Annotated in this window: 21 protein-coding genes and 1 riboswitch; of the genes, 9 read left to right on the top strand and 12 right to left on the bottom strand. The window is 73.1% G+C overall.

The features are described 5' to 3' along the window. Positions 1 to 36: 36 nt before the first annotated feature. The 3 genes from ABEA87_RS18310 to ABEA87_RS18320 all read left to right on the top strand — a co-directional run bounded on the left by ABEA87_RS18310 (position 37) and on the right by ABEA87_RS18320 (position 2,013). Positions 37 to 546, top strand: a complete 510-nt coding sequence (locus ABEA87_RS18310) for a GNAT family N-acetyltransferase (protein ID WP_345631084.1) — start codon at positions 37 to 39, stop codon at positions 544 to 546. Between the two features lie 155 nt (positions 547 to 701). Continuing rightward, positions 702 to 775: riboswitch (guanidine-III (ykkC-III) riboswitch) on the top strand. 12 nt (positions 776 to 787) lie between these two features. Continuing rightward, positions 788 to 1,039: a CBU_0592 family membrane protein gene (locus tag ABEA87_RS18315; RefSeq protein WP_345631085.1), complete on the top strand. Its 252-nt coding sequence runs from the start codon at positions 788 to 790 to the stop codon at positions 1,037 to 1,039. 344 nt (positions 1,040 to 1,383) lie between these two features. Continuing rightward, complete coding sequence (locus ABEA87_RS18320; protein WP_345631086.1) at positions 1,384 to 2,013, top strand: DUF308 domain-containing protein; 630 nt, start codon at positions 1,384 to 1,386, stop codon at positions 2,011 to 2,013. An 80-nt stretch (positions 2,014 to 2,093) separates the two neighbouring features. Here ABEA87_RS18320 and ABEA87_RS18325 read toward each other — a convergent pair whose 3' ends face one another. The 8 genes from ABEA87_RS18325 to ABEA87_RS18360 all read right to left on the bottom strand — a co-directional run bounded on the left by ABEA87_RS18325 (position 2,094) and on the right by ABEA87_RS18360 (position 10,452). Then, the gene (locus tag ABEA87_RS18325) at positions 2,094 to 3,590 is read right to left on the bottom strand and encodes a methionine--tRNA ligase (protein ID WP_345631087.1); all 1,497 of its coding nucleotides are present in this window, start codon (positions 3,588 to 3,590) and stop codon (positions 2,094 to 2,096) included. A gap of 294 nt (positions 3,591 to 3,884) precedes the next feature. Next, a complete protein-coding gene (locus ABEA87_RS18330) occupies positions 3,885 to 4,685 on the bottom strand; it encodes an ABC transporter permease (protein WP_345631421.1) in 801 nt (266 codons plus the stop codon). After that, positions 4,666 to 5,541 (bottom strand): 2-aminoethylphosphonate ABC transporter permease subunit, encoded by an 876-nt coding sequence (locus tag ABEA87_RS18335; RefSeq protein ID WP_345631088.1) that lies wholly within the window; start codon positions 5,539 to 5,541, stop codon positions 4,666 to 4,668. The genes ABEA87_RS18330 and ABEA87_RS18335 overlap by 20 nt, the downstream gene beginning before the upstream one ends. After that, positions 5,538 to 6,659: an ABC transporter ATP-binding protein gene (locus tag ABEA87_RS18340; protein WP_345631089.1), complete on the bottom strand. Its 1,122-nt coding sequence runs from the start codon at positions 6,657 to 6,659 to the stop codon at positions 5,538 to 5,540. The genes ABEA87_RS18335 and ABEA87_RS18340 overlap by 4 nt, the downstream gene beginning before the upstream one ends. Continuing rightward, positions 6,656 to 7,702: a 2-aminoethylphosphonate ABC transporter substrate-binding protein gene (locus ABEA87_RS18345; RefSeq protein ID WP_345631090.1), complete on the bottom strand. Its 1,047-nt coding sequence runs from the start codon at positions 7,700 to 7,702 to the stop codon at positions 6,656 to 6,658. Before ABEA87_RS18345 ends, ABEA87_RS18340 begins: the two co-directional genes overlap by 4 nt. Positions 7,703 to 7,729: 27 nt before the next feature. After that, positions 7,730 to 8,446: a phosphonatase-like hydrolase gene (locus ABEA87_RS18350; RefSeq protein ID WP_425570908.1), complete on the bottom strand. Its 717-nt coding sequence runs from the start codon at positions 8,444 to 8,446 to the stop codon at positions 7,730 to 7,732. Further along, positions 8,398 to 9,507, bottom strand: a complete 1,110-nt coding sequence (locus tag ABEA87_RS18355) for a TIGR03364 family FAD-dependent oxidoreductase (protein WP_345631094.1) — start codon at positions 9,505 to 9,507, stop codon at positions 8,398 to 8,400. Before ABEA87_RS18355 ends, ABEA87_RS18350 begins: the two co-directional genes overlap by 49 nt. Before the next feature lie 201 nt (positions 9,508 to 9,708). Beyond that, the gene (locus ABEA87_RS18360; protein WP_345631096.1) at positions 9,709 to 10,452 is read right to left on the bottom strand and encodes a GntR family transcriptional regulator; all 744 of its coding nucleotides are present in this window, start codon (positions 10,450 to 10,452) and stop codon (positions 9,709 to 9,711) included. Positions 10,453 to 10,607: 155 nt separating this feature from the next. Between ABEA87_RS18360 and ABEA87_RS18365 the strand changes: the two genes are divergently transcribed. Continuing rightward, positions 10,608 to 11,177, top strand: coding sequence for an HD domain-containing protein (locus tag ABEA87_RS18365; RefSeq protein ID WP_345631098.1), 570 nt, complete (start codon positions 10,608 to 10,610; stop codon positions 11,175 to 11,177). Positions 11,178 to 11,186: 9 nt separating this feature from the next. Here ABEA87_RS18365 and ABEA87_RS18370 read toward each other — a convergent pair whose 3' ends face one another. Then, a complete protein-coding gene (locus ABEA87_RS18370) occupies positions 11,187 to 12,620 on the bottom strand; it encodes an MFS transporter (RefSeq protein ID WP_345631100.1) in 1,434 nt (477 codons plus the stop codon). A 67-nt stretch (positions 12,621 to 12,687) separates the two neighbouring features. Between ABEA87_RS18370 and ABEA87_RS18375 the strand changes: the two genes are divergently transcribed. The 3 genes from ABEA87_RS18375 (at position 12,688) to ABEA87_RS18385 (ending at position 15,904) form a co-directional block, all read left to right on the top strand. Next, the gene (locus ABEA87_RS18375) at positions 12,688 to 13,521 is read left to right on the top strand and encodes an ArsR/SmtB family transcription factor (protein WP_345631101.1); all 834 of its coding nucleotides are present in this window, start codon (positions 12,688 to 12,690) and stop codon (positions 13,519 to 13,521) included. Between the two features lie 91 nt (positions 13,522 to 13,612). After that, positions 13,613 to 14,638, top strand: a complete 1,026-nt coding sequence (locus ABEA87_RS18380; RefSeq protein ID WP_345631102.1) for a hypothetical protein — start codon at positions 13,613 to 13,615, stop codon at positions 14,636 to 14,638. Positions 14,639 to 14,887: 249 nt separating this feature from the next. Next, complete coding sequence (locus ABEA87_RS18385; protein ID WP_345631103.1) at positions 14,888 to 15,904, top strand: magnesium transporter MgtE N-terminal domain-containing protein; 1,017 nt, start codon at positions 14,888 to 14,890, stop codon at positions 15,902 to 15,904. A 44-nt stretch (positions 15,905 to 15,948) separates the two neighbouring features. On the opposite strand, the gene ABEA87_RS18390 is transcribed toward ABEA87_RS18385, so the two are convergent. After that, positions 15,949 to 16,143, bottom strand: coding sequence for a hypothetical protein (locus ABEA87_RS18390; protein WP_345631105.1), 195 nt, complete (start codon positions 16,141 to 16,143; stop codon positions 15,949 to 15,951). Positions 16,144 to 16,159: 16 nt separating this feature from the next. Beyond that, complete coding sequence (locus tag ABEA87_RS18395) at positions 16,160 to 16,528, bottom strand: alcohol dehydrogenase catalytic domain-containing protein (RefSeq protein ID WP_345631106.1); 369 nt, start codon at positions 16,526 to 16,528, stop codon at positions 16,160 to 16,162. 182 nt (positions 16,529 to 16,710) lie between these two features. Here ABEA87_RS18395 and ABEA87_RS18400 point away from each other — a divergent pair, with 182 nt between their 5' ends. Both ABEA87_RS18400 and ABEA87_RS18405 read left to right on the top strand, forming a co-directional pair. Beyond that, positions 16,711 to 19,215, top strand: coding sequence for a tetratricopeptide repeat protein (locus tag ABEA87_RS18400; RefSeq protein ID WP_345631108.1), 2,505 nt, complete (start codon positions 16,711 to 16,713; stop codon positions 19,213 to 19,215). Then, complete coding sequence (locus tag ABEA87_RS18405; RefSeq protein ID WP_345631109.1) at positions 19,215 to 22,094, top strand: NB-ARC domain-containing protein; 2,880 nt, start codon at positions 19,215 to 19,217, stop codon at positions 22,092 to 22,094. The genes ABEA87_RS18400 and ABEA87_RS18405 overlap by 1 nt, the downstream gene beginning before the upstream one ends. Positions 22,095 to 22,111: 17 nt before the next feature. Here ABEA87_RS18405 and ABEA87_RS18410 read toward each other — a convergent pair whose 3' ends face one another. Further along, on the bottom strand, positions 22,112 to 22,966 hold the full coding sequence (locus tag ABEA87_RS18410; RefSeq protein ID WP_345631111.1) for a Rieske (2Fe-2S) protein: 855 nt from the start codon (positions 22,964 to 22,966) through the stop codon (positions 22,112 to 22,114). Positions 22,967 to 23,168 lie beyond the last annotated feature (202 nt).

The following is a 23,168-nucleotide window of genomic DNA, read 5'->3' on the forward strand; positions in this document are numbered from 1 at the left end:
CGATGCTGCGATGGGCCGGAGCGGACGGAGTGGCCGATGCTGTTGCGCGATGTCGAGCTCGGTGACCTCGACGCCTACGTGCGGATGCGTTGCGACCCCGTGATGATGGCCGAACTCGGCGGTCCGCTGCCGCGCGAGGGCATGGAGGCGAAGGTCGAGAGGGATGTGCGCAGCGCGGCTCGCGACGACGAATGGATCAAGATGGTCGTTCCGGACGGCGCCGAGCCCTCGGCCGTGGCCGGCACCGTCACACTGTTCACCCATGAGCTGGACGGCGAGCCGGCCTCCGAGGTCGGGTGGATGGTGCTGCCCGAGTTCCAGGGGCGTGGGCTGGGCAAGCGTGCCGCCCGCACACTGCTCGAACGCGCCTGCGAGGACGGGCGATGGGGGGTGGTGCACGCCTTCCCGGGTGCCTCCAACGCCGCGTCCAACGGCATCTGCCGCTCGCTGGGCTTCACGTTCGCGGGGGAGAAGGACGTGACGTTCGCCGGCCGGATTCTGCGGGCCAACCACTGGTCCATCGACCCCGGTACCGACCTGGCCTGACGCCGTCGAATCCCCTGACGCCGTCGAATCCGGCGCGGCAATTCTTCCGTCGCCCGGTCGAGTCTTCCATCGCCCGGTCGAGTTCGATGGTGCCGGCCCGTCCCAGAGGGTGACGAATCTGGCCATGTCACGGGGCAACGGCTCGTTACAATCGAGTGGCTGCCCCCGCGAGGACGTGGGCGTCCCGGACGAGGCACACCGTACCCGGACAGCGACAAGACGGTGTCGGTGGTGCTTCGTGATGTTTGACGTTATCCAGATCGTCGGCTCGCTGCTCATTCTGGCCGCGTTCGTGGCCGCTCAGCTCGGCCGTCTCGACTCGTCCAGCTACCGCTACCTCATCTCCAACGCGGTCGGCTCGGCGATCCTCACCGTCACCGCGGTTGTGAATCTCGAATGGGGCTTCATTCTGCTCGAGGGCGTGTGGGCTCTGGTGTCGATGTACTCCATCGTGCGCAAGGCGGCGGGACGGTTGCCGACCGCGCCGCATTAGGGATCGCTGACGCGACGGGGTGCGGGAACGATGCCGCTCGTCGGCGGTGAACCGCGGGGTTTGGGCGCCTGCTCAAGCTGCCTGGCGAGTTGCTGTCCTTCCCGCTGCGTGGGAGGCCCGCATGTCAGGAAGCTGACGGGTGGCGCCACCAGAGGGTGGCGGGCGCCGTACAACCTGCCTCCGAATTTCGGGGCAAGCGCGGCCCAACCCGGCCTTTCGATTCCGCGTTACCGCGATCTGTCCTGGCAGCGGACGGTTGACCGCGCGAAAGTAGGGCTGCGCGGGGATTTGATTTCGCTTAGGGTAGGCGGCCGGTCGAGCCGATCTACCCCTGCGGAGAAGCCGTGTTTGCTGTCTATACCATCCTGCTCTTGGTCAGCGGCGTGCTCATGATTGTCATGGGCGCGGCTCTCGGTGGCCAGACCACGCGTGCGCGGGTGCTGAGCATCGTGATCGGCATCATCATGTTCGGCTACGGGTTCTACCTGGCATTCCTGTTCAACGGCACCGAATACTTCCTCTTCTACTACGTGTTCGCCGTGCCGATCCTGTTCATTATTCGGGCGGTGACCTCGCGCCGTGCCGCGAAGGCAAACGCTGCGGCGCAACGGAACCTGACCGGTTACCCGCCCTCCACCGGCTACCCCGCTCCGGGGGCCCAGCCGGGCTACCCCGTCCCAGGGGCCCAGCCCGGTTACCCGGCCCCGCAGGCTCAGCCCGGTTACCCGGCCCCGCAGGCCCAGCCGGGCTATCCCGCGCCGCAGGCTCAGGCTGGTTACCCGGCGCCGCAGGCTCAGCCGGGCTATCCCGCGCCGCAGGCTCAGCCGGGCTATCCCGCGCCGCAGGCCCAGGCTGGTTACCCGGCGCCGCAGGCTCAGCCGGGCTATCCCGCGCCGCAGGCTCAGCCCGGTTACCCCGCGCCGCAGGCTCAGCCTGGCTACCCCGATCAGCCCGAATACCCATCGGCGGTGTGACCGGCGGCGCCCGCCCCGTCGCGCGTGACGATGGGTCGCCTCGTCTGTCCACAACGGAGCGATGACCGAGCGGGTGCCGTTCACGGCTGGATGCGGGGGTATAGCGGCTCCGGTGGCGGCAGCAGCCCGTCGGCCGGGGTGCACGTGACCAGAACCCCGGCCGCCGTACCGGGCAGGAACGCGGCGAGCCGTTCGCCGAGGCACCGGCACGCCGCCAGCAGCCCGGACAGGCAGGCATCCAGCTCCTCGCCGGCCCGGGCATCACCGGCGCGTTCCGCCCGGGCCAGCTCCCAGGGGCGTACCCGCTCGATTTCGCGGTTGGCGTGCTCGACGATCGACCACACCGCCGCCGTGGCCCGGCGGAAGTCACCGTCCGAGAGGGCGGTGTCGACCAGTACGGTCGCGGTGCGGCAGGCCCCAGGAAGCTCGGCCTGGCCCGGCGTCGCGGACACTCGGCCGGCGCGGTAGCGGTGCGCCATCGTCACGACCCGGCTGACCAGGTTGCCCACCCCGCCGGCGAGGTCGTCGTTGGCCCGGGCGATCAGCCGCTCCACGGTGAAGTCGACGTCGCCGACCCTGGGTACCTCGCGCAGCAGCCACCAGCGCACCGCGTCGGTGCCGTACCGATTGGCCAGCTCGACCGGATCCACTCGGGCACCCGACGACTTACTGATCTTCTGCCCGTCCACGGTCAGGTAGTCGTGCACCAGGATGTCGGTCGGCAGCGGCAATCCCGCCGACAGCAGCATGGCCGGCCAGTAGACGGCGTGGAAGCGCAGCACCCCCTTACCGATCAGGTGTACCCGCCGGTCGGAGCCGGCCCACCAGGTGCGGTACGCCCGCTCGTCGCCGCCGTATCCCAGGCTGGTGACGTAGTTGCCCAGCGCGTCCCACCACACGTAGACCACCTGGTCGTCGTCGCCCGGTACGGGGATTCCCCAGCCCCGGGCGCGTTGCCGGGAACGGGAGACGGAGAAGTCCCGCAGCCCGCCCTCGATGAACGACAGCACCTCGTTGCGCCGGCCCGCCGGCTCGATCCGCAGCCGGCCGCTCGCGATGGCCTCGTGGATGCGGCCGGCGTACCGGGACAGCCGGAAGAACCAATTCTGTTCGGCGAGGCGGGCCGGCGGTACCCGATGTTCGGGGCAGCACCCGGCGTCGAGTTCGTCCTCGGTCAGGTAGTGCTCGCAGCCGACGCAGTACAGGCCCTCGTACCGGGCCCGGTACAGGTCTCCGGCCTCGGCGCACGCGTGCCACAGCCGGCGCACGCCGGCTCGGTGCCGCGGATCGCGGCTGGTGCGGATGAAGTCGTCGTAGGACAGGGCGAGCGGTTCGCGCAGCGCCGCGAACGCCTCGGCGTTGGAGTCGACGTACTGCTGCACGGGGAGCCCGGCGGCCTCGGCCGCCAGCACGTTCTTCAGGGAGTTGTCGTCGGTGCCGGTCAGCAGCCGCACCTCGTCGCCGCGCTGACGGTGGTGGCGCGTCAGCACGTCGGCCTGCACGGCCTCCAGCGCGAAGCCCAGGTGCGGTGCGGCGTTGACGTACGGGATGGTGGTGGTCAGATACACGCGGGTCATGGGCGGACCTCCTGCCGGCGGAAGGGCCCGGAGAGTCGACCCACGAACCGCGTCGGGCCCCCGAACCCGGGGGTCTCGAAACGCGTCGTCGCGCCCGTCAGCCGTCCCGGTGGCGGGGCATCATGACCGGACGCGAAAGAGTCATGACGCGACGGTAGCAACGCGGGTTGCCGTGCGTCGCGTGGATTTCGTGGCGGCAGTCGACGCGGAGGGCGGCCGCCCGGCGAGGGGGAGCGCCGGACGGCCGGCGTGGGCCAGCGGCCCGGCGAGGGGGAGTGTCGGGCCGCCGGCGGCTCAGCGGTGCGCGGCGTGGCCGCGGGTCAGCCGTCCGATGATCGTGAGCGCGACCAGTGAGGCGGCGAGCAGCAGCAGGGTGTCCGCCGCCGCGTCGAACGCGTTGCCGCGGTCGGTCAGGGTGAAGATGGTGACCGGTACGGTGCGCCAGTCCGGCGGGTACACCATGATGGTCGCGCCCACCTCGCCCATGGACAGCGCGATGGACAGGTTCGCCGCGGCGCCGATCGCCGGCAGCAGCATCGGCAGGCGCACCCGCCACAGCACCCGCGCCGGCCGGGCGCCCAGCGACGCGGCCACCTCGGCGTAGGCGGGATCGGCGCGGGTGACCGCCGCCGACACCGTGGAGTACGCGAACGCCACCACGAGCACGGCGTGGGCGATGAGCACTATCCACCGGGTTCCGTTGAGCAGCAACGGCCGTTGGCTGAACGCGACGAGCAGTCCCAGCCCGACCACCACCGAGGGCACCGCGACCGGCAGGTGCAGTAGGGAATCCACCACCCGGCGCAGCCATCGCGGCGCGGCCGGCACCGCCAGCGCCGCCCAACTGCCGGCGACGACCGCCAGCAGGCCCGCGATGGCGGCCGTCTGGAGGCTGACGATCAGGCTGGCCAGCTGGTCGCCGGCCACCGCGTCGCGTAGATGGCCGGTGGTGAACTGGGTGGGCAGCACGCCGTTCCACGAGCGGGCGAACCCGGCGAGCACGAGGATGGCCAGCGGGGCCAGCACGATCGCCCCGAACACAATGGCGAAGGCCAGCCACACCCACCGGCGGGCGCTACGCGACCAGAGCAGCACGGTCACCCCCGGGCGACTGGTCTGGCTCGTGACGCGGCGCCGGACGTGCCGAGCCGGACCGCTCGTAACGGCGGAAGACCCAGCGGTACAGGGAGTACAGCGCGAGCGACAACGCCACCTCGACCACCGCGACGACGCACGCGCCCGGGTAGTCGAAGGTGACCACGCCCTTGGTCTCCACGAGCATGGGCAGGGTGGTGACGTCCTTCGCGCCGATGAACAGCACTATGCCGAACTCGTTGAGGGTCAGCAGCAGGGTGAGGCTGCCACTGGCGGCCAGCGCCGGCAGCGCCTCGGGCAGGATGACCTGGCGGACCACCCGCCACGGGCGGGCGCCCAGCGACGCCGCGACGTTCAGCCGGTCGGCGGGCACCTGGGTGAACGCGGCGAGCACCGGCCGCATGACGAACGGCGTGTAGAAGGTGATCTCGGCCAGGATCACGCACCACCGCGTGTAGAGAAAGCCGGATATCGGTACGCCGGCGGCGTGCAGCACGCCGGCGGCGCCGTACAGGAAGGTGAAGGACAGCGCGATCAGGAAGCTGGGAAAGGCGAGCATGGTGTCGACCAGCCGGGAGACCAGCCGGGCACCGGGAAACGGCACGAACGCGATGACCAGCGCGAAGAACGTGCCCAGCAGCAGGCATCCGGCGGTGGCCGCGACGGCAATGAGCACGGTGGCGCCGATCGCCGCCTGGAACTCGTGCGATCCGGTCACCAGCCGCCAGGACAGCGCGGTCCAGGCGCCGCCGTCGGTACGGGCGGACTGCAGGGCCACGAGCACCAGCGGGTACCCGAACACCCCGGCGACCAGCAGCGCCGGCGGCAGTACCCACAGCCCGTGCGCCCGCCTCACGGCTCGTCCCGGTCAGGTACGACGCTGGCACCCACCTCGGGTACGGCGATCACCACCCGCTGCCCGGGTGCGGGCAGGCCGTCCACGTTCGGCACGTCGACGTGTACGTCCATCGCCGGCTCGTCGACCAGGCAGGTGAGCCGGTACGACGAACCGCGCCACTGCACCCCGGTGAGGGTCGCCGGCAGGCCGGCGGCGGTGGGTTCGCGCACCGACAGGGTGTGCGGGCGCAGGCAGACCAGTACCCGCTGGCCCGCCGAGAACCGGGCGGTCGCCTCGGCGCGCAGCGTCGAGGTTCCAATCCGGACGCCGATCAGCGCATCGCCGTCCGAGCCGTCGAGCACGGTCGCCGGCAACAGGTTCGCCCCGCCGAGGAACGAGGCGGTGAACCGGCTCGGCGGGAGGCGATAGAGCCGCTGCGCGTCGTCCACGTCCACCAGCCGGGCGTCCCGCATCACCGCGATGCGCCCAGCCAGGGCCAGCGCCTCGCCCTGGTCGTGCGTGACGTAGAGGATCGCGACGTCGGGCAGTTCGTCGCGCAGTCGTTGCAACTCCGCGAGCATGTCCGCGCGCAGCGCGGCGTCCAGCGCGGACAGCGGCTCGTCGAGCAGCAGGACGTTGGGCCGGATGGCCAGCGCGCGGGCGATGGCCACCCGCTGCTGCTGGCCGCCGGACAGCTCACGGGGGCGGCGGCCGGCGAAGCCCGCCATACCGACCATGTCGAGAAGCTCGCGGACCCGCACCGAGACCTCGGCGCGCGGGCGGCGCCGGGCGCGCAGCCCGAAGGCGACGTTCTCGGCGACCGTGAGGTGGGGGAACAGCGCGTACTGCTGCACCACCACGCCCACCCCGCGGCCGTGCGGTGGTTCGTGGGTGACGTCCCGCCCGCCGAGCAGGATGCGCCCGGACGACGGCTGGACGAACCCGGCGACCGCCTTGAGCGCGGTCGACTTCCCGGAGCCGGACGGCCCGAGCAGCGCCACCGTCTCGCCGGCCGCCACGTCCAGGCTGAAGTCGACCAGGGCCGGAGTGCGCCCATAGTGGACTGTCACCCCGGCGATCTGGATCGCCGGGGGCGCGGCGAGCCTCGTCGCGCCCCCGAGTTCCGCTTGCGTCACGACAAGCCCAGCGCCTGCTTGTAGGCGGCCAGATCGGAGTCCTGGTCGGCGAGGATCTGGTTCCAGTCGGGCGACCAGACGGTCACACCCTTCAGGGTCTGCTCGACCACCTGGGCGTTGGCGTCGGTCGGCGTCACGTCGCTGCGCACGGGGATGCCGTACGCCTGCGAGCTGACATCGGTCTGCGCCTGGGTGGAAAGCAGGAACTCCTCCAGCTTCTTGCCCGCGTCCGCGTGCGGCGCACCGGCCGCGAGACCCATCACGTACGGCAGGGCGAACGTGGAGGGTGTGCCGCCGGGCTTGGCCGGGAAGAACAGCTTGAAGTTCGACTTGTCGGTGTTGATGGAGGACAGGTTCATCTGCACGTCGCCGTTGGCCACCGCGAGCTGGCCGTTGCTCACCTCGGGCTCCAGCTTGCCGGTCGAGGCGGACTGGCCGACGTTGTTGGTCTCCAGCTTCTTCAGGTAGTCCAGCGCACCCTGCTTGCCGTAGTCGTGCTGCAGTTGCAGGAGCACGGCGGTGCCGTCACCCGCCTCACCCGGCGTCGAGTATTCGAGCTTCTTGGCGAACCGGGGGTTGAGCAGGTCGTCCCAGGTGGTCGGCGCGGGCTTGGCGACATCCGGGTTGTAGATGAAGCACAGGTAGTTGTTGACCAGCGGCACGTAGTCGGTCGAGGCGCCGGTCACCTTGTCCTGCCCCGGCACCGTGTTGGCGGCGAGCAACTTGTTCTTGTCCGCGTCCTGGATGTACGGCGGCAAAGTCACCAGCACGTCCGCCTGCGGGTTGGCCTTCTCCTTTTCCATCCGGGAGACCACCTCGCCGGAGCCGGCCTCGACGTACTGCACCTTGATGCCGGTCTGAGCGGTGAACGCGGCGAACTGCTTCTGGTACCAGTCCGCCAGCCCGTCCGCGCTGTAGATGGTCACGGTCTTGTCGTCGCCGCCGCTCTTGGTCGACGCCGAGGCACCGGTGCCGCTGCCGCACGCCGACGCCACCAGCGCCGCCGCGGCCAGCACCGCTGCCGAGGTAAGGACGCGCCTCATGTCTTCGCTCTCCTTGATTCGCGATAGTCAGATCAGGTCGGGAAGGTCTCGCACCGTGTCGAGCAGGTGGGTCGCGCCCGCGTCGGCGAGGGTCTGCCGGTCGTGGGCGCCGGTGAGCACCCCGGCCACCAGGCTCGCGCCCGCTCGCAGGCCGCTGTGCACGTCGTAGGTGGTGTCGCCGGCGGTGGCCACCGTCCGGACGTCGTCGATGCCCAGGCGCAGCACCGCGGTCAGCACCAGGTCGGGGTACGGCCGGCCGCGCCCCGCCTCGGCCGGGCACAGCGTGAGGTCGGCGATGTCCCGCCAGCCGAGCGCGGTGAGGATGCGGTCCTGCGTGGTTCGCGAGAAGCCGGTGGTCAGCGCGACCTTCACACCGCGGGTACGCAGCGCGTCGATGGTCGCCGCCGCGCCGTCGATCGGCGCGCACCGCCCATCATCGACCAGTTCGCCGTAGGCGACCTCGAAGTCGGCGTTGGCCCGCTGCGCCCGCGCCTCGTCCCCGCCGGTCAGGTGCCGGAACACGGCGATTTTCGACTCGCCCATGGTGCGCTGGACGTGCGCCATCATGTCGCGGTATTCGGGGCTCCCCGGCTCGACGCCCTGCCGCGCCATGGCCCGGGTGAAGGCCTCGACCACCAGCCCGTCGTCGGCCACCGTGGTGCCGGCCAGGTCCAGTACCGCCAGCGTTATCGTGCTCACCAGTTCAACTCCTTCGCGCTGTCCTCGGCGATCGCCGGAGAACATGTCATTCCGCGGCCGCCCGGCCCGGTCACCAGCCAGGCGCCGGCGCCGACCTGCCGCCGGTACAGCACGGCGGTGGGATCGAGGCACTGCGCGTAGACGCCGGCCCAGCGGCGCACGATCCGTGGCAGCGGCCGGCCCAGCAGCGCGCCGGCCACCTCGGTCAAATGGTCATACGGTGATTCCACGACGTCGAAGTCGAACGGCTCGTCGTAGGCGTGGGTGTCGCCGATGGTGAGCCCGCCGTCGAGTCGCTGCACCATCAGCAGTTGCATGGCGCGGTCGGCCGCGATCGGCGGTTGGGGCTGGACGCGGGCGAGCTGGGTCGTGTCGAACGCGGGGTAGTAGCGGAAGCTGTCCGCGTCCGCGACCGAGGTGGTCAACTCCTCGCCGAGCGGCTCGGTCTGCGCCATCTGCAGCCGCACCCTGCGCACCGGCAGGTCCGGGGCCAGCTCGGCGACCAGGCCGCCGAACCAGGCGCCGGTGGCCAGAACCACCTGGTCGCCGGCGTGGGTCTGCCCGTGGTCGTCGCGCACCGCCCGGTCGTCCAACGCCCGCACCTCGCGCCCGGGGAACCAGGAGTACCGGCCGGACGCGGCGAGCGTGGCACGCAGCTCGGGCAGCGCGACCCTCGGCTCGACCACGCCGTCCCGGCCACACCACAGGGCGGCCAGGAAGTCGCCCCGCAGCGCCGGATTGAGCTTGCGCGCTTCGTCGGGTTGCAGCACAGCGAAGTCGCGAGTGGTGGCGTCCGCGGCGCGGATGGCGGCCTCCGCGACCGCCACCTCGGCCGGGGTGCGGCACAGGGTCAGCGAACCGTTGCCGCGAAAGCCGATCCCGGGCACCCGGTCGCCGAGCTGTTCCCACAGCTGTCGGGAGCGCAGCGCCACGTCGAGTTCGGCACCGGCGGCCCGACCGGAGACCCAGACCAGCCCGAAGTTGCGCACCGAGGCGCCCCGCGACTCCCGCTCCCGCTCCAGGTGCACCACCTCGTGGCCGCGTTCGATGGCCTGCCAGGCGTGCATGGTGCCGAGCACCCCGCCGCCGACGATGACGATCCGCACGTACGCTCCCTGCCGCTCTCGTCGAGCCGTTGTCGTTGAGCCGTTTCCGCAGTGGCGTGCCGTGGTGGCTCGCCGCGGACGAGAGTGCGCGGCGGCGCTGGCGTGCCGGTACCGGCGAAGCGACGCGAACGTGAACGAGACCGAAAGGTTCGTACCTGTTACGTTTCCGTTATCTAAGGGCTCCGGGCGGGGTGGTGGGTCTCAGCCGGCGCGCAGCCGCGTCTCGAACCCGATCCGGTCGCCACGGTAGAGCGCCCGTACCCGTTCGATCGGAATCCCTTGCTGGTCAAGGCTTACCCGCTGCATCAGCAGCATCGGCAGCGCCGGGTTGCCGCGCAGCAACAGTGCCTCGCGCGGGCTGGCGAGCACGGTCTCCACCCGCTCGGTGGCTTCCGCGTAAACCACCCCGAGGCGCTGCTCCATGCACTGGTACAGCGACCCGGTCGGCTCCAGCACCTCGGGCAGCGTCGGGTACCGCTGGTACGACAGGTACGTGCTCTCCAGCCCGAGCGGCTCGCCGTCGGCCAGCAGTACCCGCTCCAGGTGGATCACCTCGGCGCCCTCCGCGATGGCCAGGTGCCCGGCCAACTCCGCGTCGGCGGACACCCGCTCCAGCGTGACCAGTACCCGGCCGGGCTGGTGGCCCATCTCGCGCAGCGCCTCGGTGTAGCTGACCAGCGCGAGCGGCTGGATCAGCTTGGGCGCGGCGACGAAGGTGCCCCGGCCGCGGTGCGCCCGCAGTCGGCCCTCGATGATCAGCTCCGAGATGGCCTGACGCAGCGTCGAGCGGGCCACCCCGTACGTGGCGGCCAGATCGCGCTCGGCCGGGAGCAGCGCGCCCACGCCGAGCTCGGCGATCAAGCCCACGAGCTGGGCCTTGACCGTGTAGTACTTCGGCACCCGGCCGTGTTCGGGCACACCGTTCCGGAAGGCAGTCGCTGACACGGCTGCCACCATACGTGCGATCCTCGCCGGCACGCGGACGCGGGCGGACGGGCACAATGTAGTGAGATAGGTGAATAAGAACGACGGGTGAACAGGCGCCGACGTTTCGCCCCACCGGCATGACAGCGGACCCCGGCCGGCTGCATGATTCCGCCATGACCAGGGACTTCATTCCGCTGGTGGCGGACCTGTTCGCGGGTGAGGGCGCGCAGGATTACCTCGGCGAGCCGGTCACCGTGTCGGTGCACCTGCGCCAGGCCGCCGCCCTGGCGGAGGCGGCCGAGGCCGGCGACGCTCCGGTGGCCGCCGCGCTGCTGCACGACGTCGGCCACCTCATCCACGGGCTCACCGGGGACCTCTCCGGCCGCGACCTGATGGCTGGCACCGACAATCGGCACGGCTACACCGGCGCGGCCTGGCTGGGGCGGTGGCTCGGCCCGGCGGTCACCGAGCCGGTCCGGCTGCACGTCGAGGCCAAGCGGTACCTGTGCGCGGTCGAGCCGGCGTACCACGCGGGGCTGTCCGACGCCTCGAAGTACACGCTGGAGCTGCAGGGCGGCCCGATGACGACGGGGCAGGCGCGGACCTACGAGGCGCTGCCGTACGCCGCCGACGCCGTGGCGCTGCGCCGGTGGGACGACCTGGCGAAGGACCCGTCGCGCGAGGCACCCGAGTTCGACCACTTCGTACCGGTGTTGCGGCGTCTGCTCTCCGCATCGGCATAGCTCACCCACCTACTCCACGGTCGGGCGGGCCGATCGGCGCACCGTCACGGCGGTGACCGCCGCCCCGGCGAGCCAGAGCGCGGCACCGAGTACGCCCGCGCGGTGCATTCCGGCCACGAAACGGACGGGGTGTTCCGGCGTGCCGGCGAGCGCACCGAAGACGGCGACGCCGAGCGCGGTGCCGGTCTGCCGCGCGGTGTTGTTCACGCCGCTGGCCAGCCCGGACCGGTCGGGCGGGACGGCGGCGATGGCCGCGGCGACCACGGCGGCGGTGAGCAGCCCCAGGCCCAGGCCGAGGCCGAGCAACGCCGGCAACAGCACCGGGTACGGGCTGGACGGGCCGACCAACGTCAGGCCGGCCACACCGGCGGCGCCGAGCACCAGACCGGCGATCATCGGCGGCCGGGGCCCGAGCCGGGCGGTGATCCGACCGGTGATCGGGGACAGCGCGGCCAGCGGCACGAACCCGGGAACCATCAACAGCCCGGCCGGCAGCGGCCCGCGCCCCTGCACGTCCTGCAGGTACAGGGTGGTCAGGTAGATCGTGCCGTTGCCGACCACGTTCATCGCCAGCGCGACGGCGTTGGCGCCGGTGAACGCGGGTACCCGCAGCAGGCCCGGTGGCAGCATGGGATCCCGGGCCCGGCGCTCGGCCGCCACGAACCCGGCACCGGCCAGCACCGCCACCACGGCCGCCGCGAGTACCTCGGCGGACAATCCAGTACGCCCAGCGGTGATGACCGCGAAGACCAGCGCGCCAAGGGTCGCCGCGGCGGCGATCAGCCCGGCCAGGTCCGGCGACCGGCCCCGGGCGCCCCCGCCGACCGGGTGCGGCCCGCCGACCAGGCGCGGCACGGCGACCAGCGCGACCGCGACGATCGGCAGATTGAGCAGGAACACCGAGCGCCACCCCCACGCGGTGACCAGCAGCCCGCCCACCAGCGGGCCGGCCGGCAGCGACAGGGCCGACACCGCGGCCCACACGCCCAGCGCGCGGGCCCGGGCCGCCGCTTCGGGGTAGGCGTCGGCGATCACCGCTATGCTGCCGGGCAGCAGCAGGGCCGCGCCGCCACCCTGCACCGCGCGGGCCCCGATGAGCATGGCCGGCCCCGCGGCGAGCCCGCACACGGCCGAGGCCAGCCCGAACCCGGTTAGTCCGATCATCACGATCCGGCGGTGGCCGAGCCGGTCGCCGAGGACGCCGCCGGCCAGCAGCAGGCTGGCGATCGCCATCGTGTACGCGTCGACGACCCACTGCAGGCCCGAGGCGCCGGTGCTCAATTGCCGCCCGATAGTGGGCAGCGCGACGTTGATGATCGTCACGTCGAGCAGCACCAGGAACATCCCGACGCACATCACGGCCAGCACCAGGGTCCGGCGGCGCGAAGGATCCGCCTGTCGAGGTTCGACCCGCCGTGTCTCGGTAACCCTTGTCGTGTCCATGATCCCTAGTCTGGGGCGGAAACACTTCCATGGCGGCTGAAGTGTTGCCGCGGCAGACTGGGTAACCATGAACACCGGTAAGGCGAACCCAGCCAACGCGCCCGTCGCGTCGCGCCCCACGGCCGGCGGCACGCGCGGTGGGGACGCGGACATCGCGCGGGTGGCCGCCCTGTTCGCCGACCGGTCCCGCGCCCGGGTGCTGATGGCTCTCGCCGACGGGCGACGGCTGCCGGCCAGCGTGCTGGCCGCCGAGGCCGGCGTGTCCGCAGCCGCGATGAGCGCCCACCTGAACAAGCTGCGTGCCGAACACCTGATCACCGTCGAGCGCTCCGGCCGGCACCGGTACTACGCCCTGGCCGGCCCCAAGGTGGCCGCCACCTTGGAGGCCCTCGCCGCCATCGCGCCCGCCCAGCCGGTGACCTCCCTCCGGCAGGGCACCCGGGCGCAGCGGCTGCGCGAGGCGCGCACCTGCTACGACCACCTGGCCGGTGCGCTCGGCGTCGCGGTCACCCAGGCGCTGATCGACCGGGGTGCGCTGGTGGCCACCGACGGCGTAGCCGACACCAGCCGCCGCTCCGGCGACGCGCTGTCCGCCCCGCTGCGCGCGCACCCGTACCGGCTGGGCCCCGCCGCCGCCCCGGTCCTGGCCGAACTCGGCGTGGATCTGCCCGCCCTGCTGCCGGCCGCGTCCGACGCCCGCCGCCCGGTGCTGCGCTTCTGCCTCGACTGGACCGAGCAGCGCCACCACCTCGCCGGTGGGCTCGGCGCCGCCCTGGCCGTGGCGCTCTTCGACGCCGGCTGGATCGCCCGCCGCGGGGCGCCCCGCGAGGTCGAGGTGACCGCGGCCGGTGCCGCCGGGATCGCCGGCGCCCTCGGCATCCACTCGGAGCCGACCCGGTAGGGCCGAGCAGGGGTCTCGATTCTCGGCCAGTTGTGGCGTGCGCCCAATCGGTATCGTGCTGCGAAACTGGAACGCGCTGAAGGAGCGGCCGATGCCACGCGACCCAGACGAGCGCGATGGCCTCTCGCCGGAGGAGCTTGACCGGTGGAGCGAGCGCGCGATGCTTCCGCCCCTTCCGCCGCTCCCGCCGCCCCCCTCGGTCTCCGCCTCGTCCCCGCTCGATCGGGCGCGCCTGGTCCTGCGACGGCGACGGCAGTGGTTGGTCGCGGTGGTGGTAGCGGCGGCCCTCATCGCCCTCGCCAGCTCGGCCGTCTGGAGCTGGCTGCTGCCGCCCACCGCGGGGCCGCGTGCGTCGGCGGCGTTCGCGGTCGGGCTCTGGGCCTTGCTGACAGCGGCCGGTGTCGCGGTGGTGGTGCTGGTCGACCAGCGTCCGCGGCGGCGGGTACGGCGGGTGGGGGTGGCGTTGATCGCCATCGCGGTCGCGGTGCTGGCACCGGTCGGGTGGTTCGACACGTTCGCGGTCAGCCATGCGCCGAACGGCGTGGGGTCGCCCGAGGCGGCGGTGTACGCGTACTTCAGCTCTGGCCCCATCGGCGGCCAGTTCGGCGGCGGGGCGGACGAACTGGCCGCGGTGCTGTGCGAGTCGCGTCGTACGCAACTGCGCGACCAGGCGCAGCGCATCGCGGACGACATCCACCGGTCGGCGGCCGGCGGGGTGGTGTCGTTCTTCGGGGTCGATTCGAGCGGCGGTGTGCCCGTCGTGACCGGGGATCGGGCGACCCTCACGGAGCCGGTGACGCTCAGTTTCGCCTACGTCGATCCTCAGCCGGCCGGGGCCGTGTTCGATGACGTGGACGCGGGAGCATGGACGTTCCACCTGGTCAACAGCGACGGGTGGCAGGTGTGCGAGGTGGACGCGCCGCAGTTGTGCGGGAAGGTGCTCGCGTGCGACCACGCGGCGGCCGGCGCACCGACCGACTCACCGACCGCGTCCCCGTCCCCGTCGCCGGCCTGGGACCCCTTGGCTCCGTTGCGCAGCAAGCTGCCGTGCCAGCCCGGGGATCCGCTCCGGTCGCTGCGGGCGTGCCCCAGCGCGTCGGGCACCCCGGGACGCTGACCGCCGCAGGACTCCGACCGCCGACGGGTCGCGAGTGGCCTCGACCCCACCCCGAGTCGGGCGACCGAGCCGGATCGCTTCCTCGCGCCGCAGGTCAGTGCCGGGCCCGCACCGTCCGTTCGCCGGAGGCTTTGCGTGCCGGTGCGCCCCACGAACCGGTGGTTGGAGATGGATCGATGTTCGGCCCGGTTCGCCGGGCGCGCCGGCTCGGTACCGTGTCTGTTAAGGGACGCGGTGAAGGAGCGGCTGATGCCAGACGATCCGGGTGCGGTGAACGACCTTCCGCCGGAGCTGATCGACGCGCCGAGCGAGCAGATCCTGCACGCGGCCACCGCGCGCCGGCTGCTGGAGGTACGGGAGCGTTGCGCCGAGCGGCTGCGACGGCTCAAGGGCGAGTTGGCCGCCTCCCGCGCCAAGTCGGACCTGGCCGACCCGGACGCCAGCGTGCGGCTCGTGCGCACGCTGGACTTCGCGCTGCGCCGGCTGCAGGACATCATCGATGAGGCGTGCACCGAGGTGCTCGCGGAGCTGCCGGACGATTCCGGACCCACCCTGCCGACGGCCCGGCCCGGCACGCCGGTGCCCGCGCAGCGCAACGGGGCCGGGGACGGCCGGGCCGAGGGGAACGGCGCCGGCGCGGTGCGGGCCGTCGAGGAGCCCGAGGACCAGGCGCTGGCCTGGGTGTCCGCGGTGCAGGAGGCGGTTCCGCTGCCGGTCGTGGCCTACCTGCTCAAGGTGATGCACGACGTGCCGCTGTTCAATCACATCGCGCAGGAACGGCCGCGGCTGATGGCGGAGCTGCTCTCGGCGCTGCCGCCGACCGAGGCCGCGCGCTGGCTGGAAGGCTGGGAGCCGGAGTCGGCGGCCGAGGCGCTGGCCGCCGCCGAGGCACCACGCGCGGCGGAGCACGTGGCGCTGATGCCGCCCGAGACCGGCGCCGCGCTGCTGGCCAGGATGGGTCGGCGCAGGTCGGCCACGCTCCTCTCCGAGATGCGCGGCGAACCGGCGGCGCGGCGGCTCATCGCGATGGGCGCCGCCACCGGCGCGCCGGTGCTCGACCGCATGGAGCGCGGCGCGGCCTCGGTGCGGCTGCTGTTCATCCGGCGGCACGATCCGGAGCTGGCCGCGAAGTTTCTCAGCCTGATGAGCGAGCAGGCCGCCTCCGAGTGCGTGGACCGCATGGACCAGGAGGTCGCCAACCAGCGCCAGGCCCGGGAACTGCTGAAGAGGATCGGCGACCAGCGCCAGGATGCGCCGGGGAGCTGACCGGCGCGTCCCGCCCGGGTACCCCCGCGCTCGCCGGCGGTTCGTCAGTCGAAGGTGATGACCGACCGCGAACCGGCCTGGCCCTCGGCCATGGCGTCGAGCGCGGCGTTGGCGTCGCGCAGGCCGACGGGGGTGACCTCGGGCAGGATGCCGTGCGCCGCCGAGAACGCGAGCGTGTCCCGCGTGTCGTGCGGGGAGCCGGACGGGTTGACCATGACGTGCAGCCGGTTCAGAACCATCGGTTGGGTGGCAGGGTCAGCGGTCGGGGTCGTACCCGACCAGCACGAGCGTGCCGTCTGGCGCCAGGCCGGTGAGCGTGGCGGCGGCGGCCGAGGTGGACGGGGTGGCATTGAGGATCACGTTGGCGCAGAGGATCTGGTCGCCGCGTACGCAGTAGTCGCAGTGGCGGCACGAGTCGCCGAGGAACTGGGCGCCCACCCGGGCACCGACCTGCGGCCACGACACGGCGGGACCGGTGGCGGCCACCACACCGGTGATCTCGTGGCCGGGGACGACCGGGAAGCTGGCGATGGGCCAGTGTCCCTGGAGCAGATCCAGGTCCGTGTAACAGATCCCGCAGGCGGTGATCTTGACCAGGACCTCACCCGGACCGGGTTCGGGCACCTCACGTTCGGTAATCGTGAGCGGCTCATTGACGCCGGTAGCGACGGCGGTGAGCATGAGTAGATCTCGATTCTGTTACCTATCGTGATCATCGCATGGGGGCCTCGACGTCCGCGGGTCTCGCGCGGATTGCGCGGCGCCGCCATCATGGACGCATCCGAGCGGATGGATGGGGGACTCGCATGCGGCGGGTACGGATCTCGCGCACGACCGGGGCGATACTCGTCTTCCTCGTCAGCGCCGGTCCGGCCGTGCTGGTGATGCCCTCGCACATCAGGCTGGTGGTCGCGCTCGTCGCGTGCGCCGGCTGGCTGCTCGGGTACCTGCTGGTGCGGCTGCTCGGCACCGGGTTGTTGACCGACCCCAGCTGGCGGCGGCCCAGGCGGATGCTGGCCGCCCGGCGCGGCCGGCCGCGCCGCGAGTACGTGGTGCCGACCGAGATTCCGCCGCCGCCCGGCCTGCTGATCGGGCGCGACGCGCAGGTGCGCGCGATCTGCGATCATCTCGTTCGGCCGGGCGTGGACGGTCCCCGGGTGGTGGTGCTCACCGGGCCGGCGGGGGTGGGCAAGTCGGCGCTGGCCATCGGGGTCGCGCAGGTGCTGGCCGACCGGTACCGGGACGGGCAGCTGCTGGCCCGGCTCGACCGGGCGGCCCCGGGCGAGCAGGGCATCGACGACGTGCTGTCCATGTTCGTGGAGGCGCTGCAGGACCCGTCCGACGCCCCGCCGACCACCGCGGCCGGCCGGCTGCGCCGGTACCGGGAGCTGACGGCCAGCCGGCGGGTACTGGTGATCCTCGAGTCCGTCGACGACGCCGAGCGGGTGCGCCGGCTGTTGCCGCCCGGCCGGGGCTGCGCGGTCATCCTCACCGCCCACCAGGCGCTGTCGCTGGACGAGTCGTGGCTCGCGGTACCGGTCGAGCGGCTCTCCGAGGAGGCGGCGCTGCGGGTGCTCGACGCGCTGGTCGGCGACGGGCGGGTGGAGGCCGAGCCGGTCGAGGCGCGGCGCATCGTCGAGGCGACCGCGGGGCAGCCATTCGCCCTGCAGATCGCCGGGGCGGCCCTGGCGTCGCGGCGCAACTGGACGCTGAAGGTGGCCGTCTCGCGGATGCGGGAGGCGCGCCTGTCCCCGGCACCGCCGGACGCGCTGCCCGATTTCGCCGCCGCCCTGGACCTGAGCTACGCGCTGCTGACCGAGCAGGAGCGCCGGGGCCTGACGATGCTCGGCCTCATCGACGAGCCGACCTTCGCGCCGTGGATGCTCAGTGCCCTCCTCGCCGACGAGGCGACCGACGCGGTGGCCGAGCGCATCCTGGACCGGCTGGTCTACGCGCGGCTGGTCGAACGCCGCCTGGACGACGCCACCGGGGTGGCCACCTTCCGCGTCGGCACCCAGATCGGGCGGTACGTGCGGGCCCGGCTGTCCGCCGACGTCCCACCGGAGGTCCGCGAGCGCGCGGCCGGGCAGCTGGCCCGTGCCCGGCGGCTGCACACCGCACGCAGCCCCGAGGACCTCCTGCGCGTGGAGGTGTACCGGCAGTTGCAGAACGGTGAGCTGTCCGCCGCCCTGAACACCGCCCGGGCCGTCCTCAAGCTGTGCCGGGAACGGGTCGAGGCCGCGGCAGTCGCGACGCGGGAGGGCGGCCCGGTGGGCCGGCCCGGCGGCGGGGCGGCGGGCGGCCTTGCCGTCGCCGACGCGCGCGAGGAACTGGCCCGGGCCCGCGCCGAGGAGGGGCTGGCGCTGGCCGCCCTCGCCGAGGTCAACGGCGAGCTGGGCTGGATGGAGGACTCCCGGCAGTACGCCGAACAGGCGCTGGCCACTCAGACCGACCCGTGCCGCCCGCGCGCCCTGCGCTGCCTGGGCACCGTGCACGTCCGAGCCGGGCGGATCGAGGCGGCGCAGCGCTGCCTGGACGACGCGGTACCGGCGGCCCGGATGGTGGGCGACCGCTGGGAGATCGTGCGTACCCTGCGCGACCTGGCGATGATCCTGTCGAGGCGGGGTCGGCACGACGGGGCGCGGGCCACCGTCGAGGAGGCGCTGGACCGGTGCCGGGCGGACGAGGACGCGGCCCGGCGCCGGCGGCCGGGCGTGCTGCTGGCGCTGGGCGCCGTCCTGCGGGCGGCCGGCGACCCGGACGGGGCCGACCGGGCGCTCGACGAGGCCGAGGGGCTGGCCGGCGATCACGATCTGCGGCAGGGGCTGTGGCTGCCCTGGATCCGCCACGAGCGGGCGCTGGTCGCGATGGAGCAGCGCCGGTACGGGCGCGGCCGGGAGCACGCGCTGCGGGCGAGCGCGGCGTTCCGCGACATGAACCACCGGTACGGCATCGCGCACTGCCGGATGACGATCGGCCGGGCATACCTCGCCGAGGGCAACGAGCAGGCCACCCCGATCCTGGAGGAGGCGGTGCAGACCTTCGTTGGCTGCGGCGACCGGTGGATCGAGGCGGAGTGCCGCTGCTGGCTCGGTGAGGCCCACCTGTCGGCCAGGCGGCTCGACGCCGCCGCGGAGGCGTTCGCCCGGGCGGCGCAGGACTTCCACGACCTCGGGGACCTGCCCAGTCGCGGGCGGGCGCGGGGCCGGCTGGCCGCGACCGACGCGCGCCGGCGCTGGGGGGCGGTGGAGGAGAACGTGATGCTGCGGGTGGCTCGTCCGCTGGTCGGCCTGCGGGTACGGGCGGATTGATGCGCCGGCGAATCGGGCGCCGGTACATTGTCCGGCTCCGCCTGTCCGTGCGGGGACTGCGACGCAGGCTGCACCCGTACCGGCTGGTGATCGCGGCCGCGGCCGGTGGCCTCGGCGCGGTGCTCGGCGCGGCGTACGACGAGATCGAGACCCACCTGCGGATCGTGACCATCGTCGCTATCGGCGTGCTCACCGCGATGGCGGTGGTGTTCACCGAGCCGCCCAAGGGAGAGGACCCGCCCCGCCTGGTGGAGCCCCCGGCCCCGCGTCGGGTGCAGGGCCGCGACCCACAGCGCTCCGGGCGCCGGGCGGGGACCGGGCGACGGGCGTCGGTCAGGCCGGCCCGGCCGGCTCGGCGGCTGGCCTGGTGGCGCTGGTGGCCCCGGCGCATCGCGTCGACCCTGCCGCCCGCCGACGGCCCGTTCTGCGGCCGGGTACGGGAACTCGCCGAGCTGACCGCGCGGCACGACGCGTCCCGGGCGGCCCGGCAGCCGGCGGCCCGCTTGCCCGGGCGGCCGGCGGGACGCCTACCGGCCGAACCGGCCGCCGGTGACCAGGACGCGGGCCGGGGCACCACCGGCCCGGTGCTGCTGCTCATCCACGGCAAGCCCGGCGTCGGGAAGAGCGCGCTCGCCCTGGAGCTGGGCCGGCGGCTGGCCGGGCAGTACCCGCACGGCCAGGTGTACGCGAACCTCGGCACGCTGCGCGACGCCCGCACCCCCCGCGAGATCCTGGGCATCCTGCTCAAGGCGCTCGGCTGGCCCGAGGGGGAGATCCCGCCGCAGACGGTGGAGTGCGCGAAGATCTTCCGTTCGCTGACCACCAAGCGCCGGATGCTGTTCGTGCTCGACGCGGCTCGCCAGCCGGATCAGGTTCTGGAGGTGCTGCCGTCCGACCCCCGCTCGGCGGTGATCGTGACCAGCCGGCGTGACTTCGGTACCGACCTCGGCGCCCCCTCGTACCCGCTGGACGTGCCCGACCAGGACGAGGCCATCGCGATCCTGCGCTCGGCGAGCGGCACCGACGACGGCACCCGCCCGGAGTGCGCCGCGCAGATCGTGCAGGCCTGCGGCGCGCTGCCGCTGGCGATCCGGGCGGCGGCCGAACGGGTCAACCCGGCCGGTGCCGAGTTGTGCCACGTGGCCGGCCTGCTCGCCCCGCCCTCGTCCCGGCTGGCCTGGCTGGAGCGCCCGGACATCAGCGTGGTGGAGCGCATCGCCAGCGAGTACGACCGCCTGCTCGACCAGGAGAAGCGGGCCCTGCAGCTGCTCACGCTGATCGACTCGCCGACCTTCGTGCCGTGGGTGCTGGCCCCGCTGCTGGAGGTCCGCGCCGCCGAGGCGGAAAACCTGGTGGCCCGGCTGGGCGCCGCGCAGATGCTCGACAACGTGCGGCACGACGAGGCGACCGGGCTGGCCCGGTACGCGTTCCACCCGCTGGTGCGGCTGTTCGCCGAGGCGAAGCTGAGCGACGAGGTGAGCACCGACGAGCGGGCCGAGGCCCGGCGCCGGCTCGACGAGGCGTACCGCGAGGTGGTCATCGGGGTACTGGGGCAGCTCGACAAGACGTTCTGGGTGCCGCCCCCGCCGCCCCGGTACCTGGCGCCGGGCAGCGACGTGCCGCGCCGGCTCGCCGAGGATCCGTACCCGTGGGTCCGCGCCGAGTACCGGAACCTGCTGCGGTGCATCCGGTTGGCCAGCGACGACGAGCCCGCGCTGTGTTGGCGCATCGCCGCCCGGCTGGACGGCTGCGTACCCGACGGGCTCGGGCCCGAACAGACCCTGAGGGCGTACGACCGGGCGGTCGCGGCGGCCCGGGCCGACCACGACGACCTCGGGCTGATCGAGGTGCTGCTGGCGAAGGGCTCGTTTTTCGTCGCGGTGGAGCGCTACGCCGAAGGGCAGGAGACGCTGGGCGAGGTCGCCAAGCTGGCCCAGGCGCTGCGGTTGGGCGGGGACCCGCACCTGGCGGAGGCGGCCACCCGGATGGCCGTGTTGGCGCAGCGCAAGCTGGGTGAGGCGTACCTGCAGATGTCCGCTTACGAGGCGGCCGACGACATGTTCCGCAAGGCGGAGCGGGCGGCGGCGGCCTGTGGCGACGAGCGGGAGCAGCGGCTGATCCGGCTGCTGCGGGCGGAGACCCGGCAGGCGGACTCGGATCCGGAGGCGGTGGACGCGCGCGGCGATTCCAACCGGTTCCGGGCCATCCTCGGCTCGGCGGCGGCGGCCCGGCGGCGCGGCGAGTGGCAGCGTTCCGGCGAGTACCTGGCCCAGGCGCTCGAACTCAGCAGCGACGACGCGTGGCGGCAGGCTACCGTGCGGTACCGGATCGCCCAGCTCAACCTGGCCTGGCACCTGTCCGAGTACGGCTGGCCCCGCGGCCCGTCCCCGGCGCCGCAACGGGGCACGCCCACGGAGTCTTCGTTGGCCGACCACGCGGTCCGGCACGCGACCGAAGCAGTGTTGATCTTCCGGCGTACCGGCAACAGGGTCGGCGAGGTGCGGGCACAGTGCCTGTTGACCCTGGCGCTGCTGGCGGCCGGGCACCTGGTCGAGGCGGAGCGGGTGGGGCACACCGCCGAGCGGGGGCTGGCCGCGATCGAGCCGCGGCTGGCCGGCCCGGCGCTGGAGCCGTTGACGGCCCGGGTCTGGCGGGCAATGGGCGACCTGCTGCTGTGCCACGGCGACGTGGCGGGCGGCCGGCACCGGCTGATGCACGCGGCCACCCTCTTCGGCCAGCAGCACGACTGGGCCGCCCAGACCGAGGCGCTACATCGGCTGCGGGACCTGCCCTGGTCGGCCGAGTCCCCGGTGGCACCGCACGAGCACCCGATCCCGCCCGTTCCGCCGGCCCGCCAAGATCGGCAGTTACAGACCTGAACCAGGCAGGACAGGGCCTACGGCAGCGCCGCCTGAACGCAGCCGTTGACGATCCGGGTGCGCAGCACGGGCTGGTCGGTGGTGGCCGGTCCGTGTACCGCCGTGCCGTCGCTCAGCCGGAACGTGCTGCCGTGCCACGGGCAGACCACGCATTCCGAGCCGTCCATCGAGACGAACTCGCCCTCGCCCAGCGGCCCGGACTCGTGGCCGCACTTTTCGATCATCGCCGTCACCCGGTCACCCACGCGGGCGACCAGCACCGGTACGTCGCCGATGTGCGCGACCATCTTCTGCTGCTGGGTCAACGCCCGCAGCTCGCACAGGTCGTGCCACCCCTGCGGAACCTGCTCCTCGATGGGGGCCGCGTGGTTGACCGCCGCCGCGAACCGGTAGGTCAGGTGGCCGCCGAGGTAGGCGCCGAGGCTGGCCACGCCGAGCCCGCCGTACGCCAGCCGGCGGCCCATCCGCTGGTCGCCGGCCAGCCGGGCGATCAGGGAGGCGGTGTACAGGCCGACGCCAATGCCGTTGGCCAGGGCGTGCACCAGGCCGACCCGGCGCGGCTGGGCGGGCAGGCCGGACCAGTCGTTCCAGCCCGCCGCCATGGCCGGCAGGGCGCTGGCCGTGCCCACCCCGACCAGTACCGTGGCGCACCGGTTCATGCCGGGCAGCGCGTCCAGTACGGCGGCGCTCACCCAGGCGCCGACCGGCACCTGTACCAGCGTCGGATGCAGCGGGTGGCCCAGCCACACGCCGTGTAGCGCGTCGCGTACCCGGCCCTTCATCACCGCTTGCAGCCGTTGGCTGAGCGGGTCGGTCAGCCGGTCGAGCTTGTTGGCCCGCTCCAGCATTCCCAGCAGTCCACGCCCCTTCATGCCGGAGGTCTTTCCCCGGCTCGAGCGGGGCAAACGAGTCAGCACGGGCAAACGGCGAAAACGGCGCATGAGGCCCGCCGGGTGGCCTGAAATCGGGCGGTGGGCCCGCGTCCGGCATGCCGGATCGGAACAGATTCGCCGGGCTAGTCGTTGTTTCAGACCAGGTGCTGTCGGCCCAGCCGCCGCATGTTGCGTGCTGGGG

It is taken from the genome of Rugosimonospora acidiphila (assembly GCF_039543385.1).
Lineage (GTDB): Bacteria > Actinomycetota > Actinomycetes > Mycobacteriales > Micromonosporaceae > Rugosimonospora > Rugosimonospora acidiphila.

Excerpts from the sequence above, each read along its gene's own strand:
- ABEA87_RS18380 (WP_345631102.1), top strand. The coding sequence starts at position 13,613 with ATGCCACGCGACCCAGACGAGCGCGATGGCCTCTCGCCGGAGGAGCTT.
- ABEA87_RS18365 (WP_345631098.1), top strand. The coding sequence starts at position 10,608 with ATGACCAGGGACTTCATTCCGCTGGTGGCGGACCTGTTCGCGGGTGAG.
- ABEA87_RS18345 (WP_345631090.1), bottom strand. The coding sequence starts at position 7,702 with ATGAGGCGCGTCCTTACCTCGGCAGCGGTGCTGGCCGCGGCGGCGCTG.
- ABEA87_RS18370 (WP_345631100.1), bottom strand. The coding sequence starts at position 12,620 with ATGGACACGACAAGGGTTACCGAGACACGGCGGGTCGAACCTCGACAG.
- ABEA87_RS18350 (WP_425570908.1), bottom strand. The coding sequence starts at position 8,446 with ATGTTCTCCGGCGATCGCCGAGGACAGCGCGAAGGAGTTGAACTGGTG.
- ABEA87_RS18400 (WP_345631108.1), top strand. The coding sequence starts at position 16,711 with ATGCGGCGGGTACGGATCTCGCGCACGACCGGGGCGATACTCGTCTTC.
- ABEA87_RS18385 (WP_345631103.1), top strand. The coding sequence starts at position 14,888 with ATGCCAGACGATCCGGGTGCGGTGAACGACCTTCCGCCGGAGCTGATC.
- ABEA87_RS18375 (WP_345631101.1), top strand. The coding sequence starts at position 12,688 with ATGAACACCGGTAAGGCGAACCCAGCCAACGCGCCCGTCGCGTCGCGC.
- ABEA87_RS18405 (WP_345631109.1), top strand. The coding sequence starts at position 19,215 with ATGCGCCGGCGAATCGGGCGCCGGTACATTGTCCGGCTCCGCCTGTCC.
- ABEA87_RS18315 (WP_345631085.1), top strand. The coding sequence starts at position 788 with ATGTTTGACGTTATCCAGATCGTCGGCTCGCTGCTCATTCTGGCCGCG.
- ABEA87_RS18410 (WP_345631111.1), bottom strand. The coding sequence starts at position 22,966 with ATGAAGGGGCGTGGACTGCTGGGAATGCTGGAGCGGGCCAACAAGCTC.
- ABEA87_RS18325 (WP_345631087.1), bottom strand. The coding sequence starts at position 3,590 with ATGACCCGCGTGTATCTGACCACCACCATCCCGTACGTCAACGCCGCA.
- ABEA87_RS18310 (WP_345631084.1), top strand. The coding sequence starts at position 37 with ATGCTGTTGCGCGATGTCGAGCTCGGTGACCTCGACGCCTACGTGCGG.
- ABEA87_RS18390 (WP_345631105.1), bottom strand. The coding sequence starts at position 16,143 with ATGGTTCTGAACCGGCTGCACGTCATGGTCAACCCGTCCGGCTCCCCG.